8 protein-coding genes are annotated in these 8,393 nt (G+C 44.6%); 1 reads left to right on the forward strand and 7 read right to left on the reverse strand.

Annotated elements, in window-relative coordinates:
* Positions 1-276 precede the first annotated feature (276 nt).
* Together glpK and ACLFWI_RS21840 are read right to left on the reverse strand one after the other, a co-directional pair.
* Complete coding sequence (gene glpK / locus ACLFWI_RS21835) at positions 277-1,791, reverse strand: glycerol kinase GlpK (protein WP_446414660.1); 1,515 nt, start codon at positions 1,789-1,791, stop codon at positions 277-279.
* Between the two features lie 271 nt (positions 1,792-2,062).
* Positions 2,063-3,214, reverse strand: coding sequence for a nucleotide-binding protein (locus tag ACLFWI_RS21840; RefSeq protein ID WP_446414661.1), 1,152 nt, complete (start codon positions 3,212-3,214; stop codon positions 2,063-2,065).
* Positions 3,215-3,878: 664 nt separating this feature from the next.
* Here ACLFWI_RS21840 and ACLFWI_RS21845 point away from each other — a divergent pair.
* Positions 3,879-4,265, forward strand: coding sequence for a hypothetical protein (locus tag ACLFWI_RS21845; RefSeq protein WP_446414662.1), 387 nt, complete (start codon positions 3,879-3,881; stop codon positions 4,263-4,265).
* A 162-nt stretch (positions 4,266-4,427) separates the two neighbouring features.
* On the opposite strand, the gene ACLFWI_RS21850 is transcribed toward ACLFWI_RS21845, so the two are convergent.
* The 5 genes from ACLFWI_RS21850 to ACLFWI_RS21870 form a co-directional block, all read right to left on the reverse strand.
* Entirely contained in the window at positions 4,428-4,973 is a 546-nt protein-coding gene (locus tag ACLFWI_RS21850) for an EF-hand domain-containing protein (protein ID WP_446414663.1), read from the reverse strand.
* Between the two features lie 80 nt (positions 4,974-5,053).
* Entirely contained in the window at positions 5,054-5,527 is a 474-nt protein-coding gene (locus tag ACLFWI_RS21855; protein ID WP_446414664.1) for a hypothetical protein, read from the reverse strand.
* A 98-nt stretch (positions 5,528-5,625) separates the two neighbouring features.
* A complete protein-coding gene (locus tag ACLFWI_RS21860; protein ID WP_446414665.1) occupies positions 5,626-6,225 on the reverse strand; it encodes an alpha/beta fold hydrolase in 600 nt (199 codons plus the stop codon).
* A gap of 65 nt (positions 6,226-6,290) precedes the next feature.
* The gene (locus ACLFWI_RS21865; protein ID WP_446414666.1) at positions 6,291-6,950 is read right to left on the reverse strand and encodes a nitroreductase family protein; all 660 of its coding nucleotides are present in this window, start codon (positions 6,948-6,950) and stop codon (positions 6,291-6,293) included.
* 95 nt (positions 6,951-7,045) lie between these two features.
* On the reverse strand, positions 7,046-7,561 hold the full coding sequence (locus ACLFWI_RS21870) for a hypothetical protein (RefSeq protein WP_446414667.1): 516 nt from the start codon (positions 7,559-7,561) through the stop codon (positions 7,046-7,048).
* Between the last annotated feature and the right edge of the window lie 832 nt (positions 7,562-8,393).

The following is an 8,393-nucleotide window of genomic DNA, read 5'->3' on the forward strand; positions in this document are numbered from 1 at the left end:
CAGATATGTGCGGCATGAATATCCCAGTCAATGACGGTGTTGATAAGAGTTTGCCCGGTTTGTGATTATAGCTATTGACGGATTAAACCCCTGATTAATCAGCATTAGTTATAGTTATAATTAAGTTCGATGATTTGTACTTAGACATGAACCACCCCGCCGACGGCGAGGGCGGGGAAGTCTAAGTAGGGGCAAAGTGTTGATGGGCTTTGCGGTTTCAGCTTTGTGCAGCAAGCCCTAAGTAAGGTGAATCAGAGATTCCACTGTGGGAAGAAGTCACTCCACCCAATTCTTAGCCCGTTCAACGGCTTTGAGCCAACCGATAAAATTATCCTGGGCAGCTTTTGCCCCCTCTCCCGGTTCAAATGTCCGTTCGATGGAGGTTTGGGTAACGAGCTTATGGTAATCATCCCAGAACCCAACAGCTAAACCTGCACCAAATGCCGCACCTTGCGCTGTAGCATCAAGAACGGCGGGGCGTTCCACGGGAATGTTGAGGACATCGGCTTGAAACTGCATTAAGAAGTCATTCTGAGACGCACCGCCGTCTACTTTCAGGAGTTCGATTGGAGTATCACCGTCTTTGTTCATAGCATCAACAACTTCTCGGACTTGATAGGCGATTGATTCCAATACCGCCCGTACCATATGTTCCCGCTTGACACCGCCTGTAATACCCAGGAATGCACCTCTGGCACTCATATCCCAGTGGGGGGCACCCAAACCACTGAGGGCGGGAACAAAATAGATGCCATTGGTATCTTCGACTTGACGGGCTAGGGGTTCAGTTTCGGCAGCCGACTTAATCAGTTGTAAACCATCTCGCAGCCACTGAATACAAGCCCCGGTGGTAAACATCGCCCCTTCTAGGGCAAAAGCAACATCAGTACCATTGCCATTTACCCCATTTGTCCAAGCGACGGTAGAGAGGAGTCGGTTGCCCGATCGCGTCACTTCTTTGCCTGTATAGGAAATTAAGAAGCAACCTGTACCATAAGTACATTTGAGCATACCCGGGCGATCGCAACCGTGGGCAAACAATGCCGCTTGTTGGTCACCGAAAATCGCCATAATCGGAATTTCTTCCCCTAACAAACTTGGTTCCGTTTTGCCAAACAGTCCCATACTGGGTTGAATTTGGGGTAAAATCTGAGCCGGAATGCCAAATAAATCCAAGAGGCTGTGATCCCAATCTTGATTGGCGAGATTCATCAGCATGGTGCGGCTAGCATTACTGTGATCGGTAACGTGGACTTTGCCCCCAGTGAGATTCCAGAGAATCCAGGTATCAATGGTGCCTGCTAAGACATTATCGAAATTCGTATCCGGTTTTCGGAGGCGCACCCAATTCAGCAGCCATTCTAACTTCGTGGCTGAGAAATAAGCATCCAGCACTAATCCAGTACGTTGTTGAATATCCGCATCATGTCCCTGTTGGCTTAACTCCCGACATCGGGCGGCGGTGCGTCGATCCTGCCAAACGATCGCATTATGCAACGGTTCCCCTGTGGTCTTATCCCAGAGTAAACAGGTTTCGCGCTGTACAGTTAAACCAATCGCCGCAATCTCTGAAGCAGAAACCCCATTATCCTGTAAGACTTGCTGCATACAGTCACGAGTATCCCGCCAAATTTCCTGGGGATCATGTTCCAACCAACCGGGTTGGGGGTAGTGCTGGGTGAATTCCTGATAAACTTGTCCCGCGATCGCACCTTGCTTGTCAAATAGAATGGCTCGGTTCCCCGTGGTACCGAGGTCAAGGGCTAGGACGTATTTAGCGTTAGTCGTCATCGCAATCTTATAATTTTACAGCTAAACCCCAAATAGGGTTGAGTACAGATTTAGCAGGTTATGCGATCGCTCGGCTACTCTCTGTAGTCTTTCTTTGCGTTGGCAGCAAATGTCATTTGTCATTCGTCATTCGTCATTCGTCATTCGTCATTCGTCTTATGTCATTTGTCATTCGTCCTTTGTAAATTCTCTTCCCCAACTCCCCCTGTTCCCCCTGCTTCCCCTGCTCCCAGACGTAGCATGCTACGTCTGGAACATTGCCCCCCTACTTTTAATTCCGGAGAATCCCTAACCCCGCTTCCCGTTCAATATAATCGGCGAGGTTAATAAAATCATCGCGGGGATAACAAATTCCGCCCACCAGTTTAAACGCTAACTCACTGCGAGCTTCGTCGGGATTTTCCAGTAAATGAATTCCCCAATAATACAATTGATCACTAGAGCGAATACAAGCGTATTTGGGATCAATGCAGTGAAACTTATGATCGATGGCTTTGACCTCATTATACGTATTCAAAAACGTATCTCGGAGCAACCGCAATCGTCGTTTAGAGCCGGGATATTTAAAATTATTGACTAGCACAAATAGGTGAGCTTGTTGATTGAGTTCTCGGATGCCTTTTACCGTATCTTTAATCACTTGACCATGTTTATTCAGTCCCAATGGATTTAAGGTGGTGGGAATAATACAATAGTCAAATTGACTCACCAGCTCTTTGGGGTTACGTTCTAAGGCGGGTGAGCAATCACAAACGACCACTTTACAATCCCGTGCCGCATCTTCATGCCACTCACGCCAATCATAGACCGCGATATAGGTACTCGCCCCAACACCTCTAGGTCGGGGAACATCCACCCCATCGCCTAGTAGCTTTTGTAGGTTTTGTTCTGGGTCTAAATCGACGAGCGCTACATTAAATCCTTCCAAGGCAAATGCACCTGCTAAATGAGCAGATACGGTGGTTTTGCCCACGCCACCTTTACAGGTAAAAACACCAACATAAATTTTACCCGGTTTCGGCGGTTCTGGCGGCGGTAATTCATCCTCATTCACCCAGAGAATTTGGGTGTCTGCTGCAATTCCACATTGGATTTTAGCGTCTGACCCCCAAGAGCGAATTAAAGCATTGGCGGGCGCACCATAGCCTTTAGTAGTGATAAAAAAACCACCGTTAAAGTCTTGACCCGCTTTCGATTCTAAAAAGCCTAAAAATCGGAGTATTTGGGGTTTTTGGACATTACTGATCAACCATTTCAGATGAACCGCACCAGTTTGACCCTCTTTGCTAACTACTAAATCATACTCTGGCGGCTTGGGGTCGGGAGTGGTAACAGTCCACCCCTCGTTCTGAAAAATCTTTGCCACATGTTGCTCAAACTGAGGAAAGTCTCTCATATAAGGCGGCTTTCGAGATGATGACATAACTACGAGCAAGTAATAAGTAATAAGTAATAAGTCAAAACGGGGATGGCAGAAAGGATAAAGTGTTGTTTTTACTTACACACACCTTGTCCAATAAGTCAACCCTTACTTTTGGATAGACGCTCTAGACTATTGTAACTTTTATCACCAATTCTCCCCACTTTTCGCACCTGCCCAAAATTTTGAGTAGAGATGTAGCACGCTACATCTAAGTTTTGAGTTTTGAATTCACTCAGAACTCGCCCATCTACCCCATCTTCCCTCTTTCCCCTATAAGTAGGTGGACACAATTAAAGTTAACGGTTGAGATTAGGGAACTCTTAACTGCTTAACGGCTTAACAGTAAGGGTTTGAGGGAGATTTACTTGCACTTAATGCAGTACCGTTTTCTTTTGTCCGACTACTTAGACCGGGTGCTGCTGTCAATAGTCTGAATTTAGCTTAATTCGGCGAGAAGCCCCGCGCTGTACCGTAAGTCAGAACGAAGAATCTCCACGCCTTTAGGCTGGATATTGTCAAATATAAGCCTCTAGATGGATGCATTTGTGCTAAACGCCTCAACAGTGGATTCAATTTAATTCGCCAGAGGGATGTATGTCAATTAATTCTTCTGTAAGTTTGAAAGTGGAATACATACATATTGATGCTTTTCGAGGACTTATATATGAATCCGACAAATCCTTCAGATCGCCAAGCTAAGACAAAAGAGCAAATTAAATACGAAAACTACGACAGAAACCTGGTTCCGGCGGAAACAGCCGCCCGTCATGAACGGGAAGGAGATAACTATAAGACCAAAATCACGGAGCAGAACCAAACCAATCCTGATAGTATCAACACCACTGAGGGATATACCGTAGATAATGAAGGCTTGGTGAATAACTTTGCCATTGAGCCGGAAATGTATGTTAACGAGCCGGGCGACTTGCGCCAAAAAGAAGAACAAGAGACGGCTAAACGCCGCCAAGAACTGCAACAACTCAATGAAGAACGCCAAGGCGAGTTGACGATGGAGAAAGATGAGCGTGGTCGAGGACCCGGCGCTGTCTAAGGATAGGCAAAATAGAAACATGAGTACAGACGTAGCCTGCTACGTCTGTGTTTTTAGGCTTGAATTATAGCTGTCGTCATAAAGCTTAGGACAGATTTAACGGCTGAAACAACTACGTACCAGTAATAAACTTTTGCTCCCCTGTTCCCCCACACCTCTACATCAATAAGGTCCAAACATCTCGTTAGCTGGCACGTCTGGATTGTCGCTGTAGAAAAACTCACGAATGAGTTGCAGGACTTCCTCTTTGCTTAAAAAACCATCCTGATTGGTATCTAATTTAGGAAATATTAGTGGAGCATAAACAGGCGACACATTGTAAACACTTAAAATCCCTGCCCACTCCGCTTGGCTAATTTTTCCATCTTCATCTTTGTCAAATACCTCGAAAACTAATTCCATAAAGAAATGGATGTTGTGCAGGTATTTCTCTTGATCATTTAAAATTATAGAATAATAGGATAACCATTCTTCTAAGCTAACTTTTTTATTGTGAGTTATATCGGCATCTCGTTTCAATTCTTTCCAGTTGCGATTGCAGTTATTCAGTAAAATTTGATACCTAGGGGAGCGCGAACCCCAGTGTCTTAATGCGGCTAACTTTTTTATAATATTTTCAAAATCTTGATAAGCTAAAGCGCCATCAAACTTGGCATCGTGCATACTGAAAAATTTAGTCAGTTTGCGCGTTTGTAGTTCAGTCAGCATAAGTTTCCCCTCTGAGAGTAGAGACATTGCAGGCAACGTCTCTACAATATCATTTCCCCCACGTCACAGAGACTTATGGGTTAATAATCGATTTGACCTTGAGCAACAACGTCAAAAGTTCCTGAATTGAGATCCTGGGTCACCGTAAAGTCGGCGCTACCTTGCGCTTGCTGGAAACGCCCCGTCCCGCCGATAAACACAAACTGCCCTGTGCTGATTCCCGTTGTGGTATCTAATTCACTATTCTTGATTTCAGCTTCGAGTGTATCACCATTGGCGGCGGTGAAGGTTGTGTCTCCACTAGCGAAGATGATATCAGGTTTACTCTGATCGAACGTGAAAACCAAGTTTCCAATTTGAGTCCATTTGCCTAAGTGGGTTGCTGTACCCGAAGCATTAAGGTCACCACCGCTCAACTGTCCGTTATCATCAGTCATTACCTGTAATGTGCCTGTTCCCGTCAAATCGAAGGGACGTTCTACCGCGATCGCCGGGTGCATTCCCAAGCATATAGCAAAGGCTAACCCGAAGATGAATTGAAACACACGGGTCATTGTTGTTCTCCTTTTTGTTAAAGAAAATAGTGATGGGACTCCGCCAATTTGCTCCCAGTGAGTCTAAACGTATTGCCAAACTAATTAACGATGAATCATTAACTATTAGCCCGAATAAACTCAAGCAAATGGTGATGAAATTCATCGGTTTTATTCATATAACAAGCATGACCCGCCTCAGCTAAAATAACTCTTTGACCAGTGGGCATGGCTTGCAGTAATTTATCGGCTTGTGCCACGGGCACAATGTTATCATTACTTCCCCAAATTGCTAGGATAGGGAGTTCTATTCGTTGTAATTGAGAACTCAATCGAGAAATCCCCACAGGCGCAACAGCAACAAACCCTTTTAACATGTCTGGATGCTTGCCCAGAAATGGCAGGCTATAGTTGCCACTCATGGAAGGAGAAACAAGAATTGGCTTTTGCAGGTTTAATTGCTCAATGAGTTCCCGTAAAAATGCTTCAGGAGAACCAGATATTTCCTGAGATTGACCATAACCGGGCAAATCAATCGCTACAGCCCGATATCCGTTTTCCGCCAATAATGTTAAACTACCAATGTCTTGCCACGTCTGGGAACTAAAACTTGCACCATGCAAAAATAGCACTGAAGGCGCTGTCGGATTGCCTGCGTCTCGATAATGAATGGTTGCTCCTTGAATCGGGAGGGATTGAGACTGAATTGTTATATCCATTGTTACTATCTTATCTTTCCCCCTCTGCCTTGGGAAACCTAGTTAACCGGACAGAGTATAACTACTTATGATTTGCCAAAAGTTTCTTGATAAAAAACCTGATCAACATCAAAGCGTCCGCCGTATTGTTTAAACGGTTCCGCCGCATATCCCATCGCCAACAAACAGCAAACATCCACATCTGCTGGAATATTAAATGCTTCCTTTACTTGTGCAGTGGTAAATCCTTCCATGGGACAGGTATCGACGCCAAAACTTTTTGCCACAATCATTAAATGCGCCACAGCTAACATTGTATGACGATTTGTCCAGGCTTCTATGGAGTCAAAACAAGGTTTATTTTCAAATAACTGCGGAACCGCCGATCGCAGTGTATCAGCATAGGCGTCATTCATTGCATCGGCTTCTTGTCCCAATTGAATCACGGATTCAATATACTCCTTTTTGTTGATGCGGCGATCGCCACAACAAATTAATATTACGGGGGCTTCCCCCACCTGACGCTGATTAAAGGCACAGGCTTTGAGTTTTTCGCGATTTGCCGTTTCCCGCACCACTACAAATCGCCAGGGTTGCAGGTTGTAACCGGAGGGCGATCGCACGCCTAAGCGAAAAATTTCTGCTAAGATAGCCTCCGGAATCGTATCTGGACGAAAAGAACGCGCCGCACGACGTTGTTCAATAGCCGCTTGTACGTTTAGGGTGGGTTGCAAATCACTGGTCATTCGATTTTTGGGATAACGACAAATAAATTAAAAAAAGGTGGTTCGTTTAAACCACCTCATCCTACCACAACGGGCAATATTAAACTCAATTCAGCTTAAGCTAAAACAAAGTCCACGTCTTCAGCGCCAGAGGTTTCACCTTGTCCTGATGTAACTTGTTCTCCATTTACATCAACACAGAAGGGCGTATCTTCCAGGTTAACATTATAATCTGTTGTCTCTGCTGTATACCCCACACTAGCAATCATTTTCCGCCCTTCATCGGTGTAAGCAAACGCCAACATTTGATTTTTATCTTTCTGATTGTCGTAAGCCCAAACCACCATATATTGTTGTCCCTGATACTCGAAAACCTTAGGCGGACGAGTGGGCGTATAACGACCTTCATCACCAAAGCTAGCATCGAGGAAACCTTGTACCGAATCCGTGGCGACTGTCGCATAAGCAACTTCTTCTTCCGATGCAGGTTCTGCTTCTTCTTGACTTTCATCAACCACTTCTTCTTGGTCTCGGTTGCGTAAATAATCAACCGCCATTTTCGTCCCAATACCACCAACCGCAGCCACACCCGTACCGATGAGAATATTGCGAAGCAAATTATTCTTATTCATGATTTATCCTTAGCGTTTCAGCCAATTTACGTCAGATCAATATTATCATTAACAGTACCAGGTAATAATGTCAGGAAAATTTGGGATTTTTAGAGGGAGAAAGCATTAGCCTTTTACCCTCTACCTTCTGTCCTCTAAGTAGTCGGACAAAAGAAAACGGTACTGTGTTAAGTGCAAGCAAATTGCCCTCAAACCCTTACAGTTCCCTGTTACACACCGAGCGAAGCCGAGGTGTTCCCTGCCCGTGAGTTCCCTAATCTCAACCGTTAACTTTAATTGTGTCCACCTGCTTACCCTCTACCTCCTGCCTTGGTGCCTTGCAGCCTTCTCCCTATTCCAACAGGGAGTAGTTAACCCGGATTGAGTTGTGTTAATCAGAGTCAGATGAAATATATTGGCTAATTAAGTTAACCGTGTAGTTGAGACTAAGGAGGAGAAAGAGTAGAATTGCTATTTTTACCGACAACGGAGCAAAAAACAAGCAAAATATTAGGCAGATTAAGGCAGTGAGTACAGCAGCCACTCGTTCTATTTCTTCAGTAACTTTAATGCTGAGGTAGAAGGCTATTAAGGCAATCAGTAAAGTTATTGACCAAAGTATCAGCGTCATAAAACTACGGAAGGAATAAATCAAGTATCTGCTTCATCAAACTCAGATGCAGCATGATAGCAATCGTTAACAGTCTAACTGGGGTTATTGAATGAATGCGCTAGGTCATCATAGTCATCCATCCCATTACCTTTTTACCTCTTCGGAAAAGTACAGAGTCAGCTAAGCCTAAGTAATGGGCGACGAGTAGTAGTAAAAAAGATTGACCCATAACCTGATCAA

Source organism: Coleofasciculus sp., from assembly GCF_046539235.1.
GTDB lineage: Bacteria > Cyanobacteriota > Cyanobacteriia > Cyanobacteriales > Coleofasciculaceae > Coleofasciculus.

Coding starts and splice junctions, on each gene's coding strand:
- ACLFWI_RS21845 (WP_446414662.1), top strand. CDS start 3,879: ATGAATCCGACAAATCCTTCAGATCGCCAAGCTAAGACAAAAGAGCAA.
- ACLFWI_RS21870 (WP_446414667.1), bottom strand. CDS start 7,561: ATGAATAAGAATAATTTGCTTCGCAATATTCTCATCGGTACGGGTGTG.
- ACLFWI_RS21850 (WP_446414663.1), bottom strand. CDS start 4,973: ATGCTGACTGAACTACAAACGCGCAAACTGACTAAATTTTTCAGTATG.
- ACLFWI_RS21860 (WP_446414665.1), bottom strand. CDS start 6,225: ATGGATATAACAATTCAGTCTCAATCCCTCCCGATTCAAGGAGCAACC.
- ACLFWI_RS21865 (WP_446414666.1), bottom strand. CDS start 6,950: ATGACCAGTGATTTGCAACCCACCCTAAACGTACAAGCGGCTATTGAA.
- ACLFWI_RS21840 (WP_446414661.1), bottom strand. CDS start 3,214: ATGTCATCATCTCGAAAGCCGCCTTATATGAGAGACTTTCCTCAGTTT.
- glpK (WP_446414660.1), bottom strand. CDS start 1,791: ATGACGACTAACGCTAAATACGTCCTAGCCCTTGACCTCGGTACCACG.
- ACLFWI_RS21855 (WP_446414664.1), bottom strand. CDS start 5,527: ATGACCCGTGTGTTTCAATTCATCTTCGGGTTAGCCTTTGCTATATGC.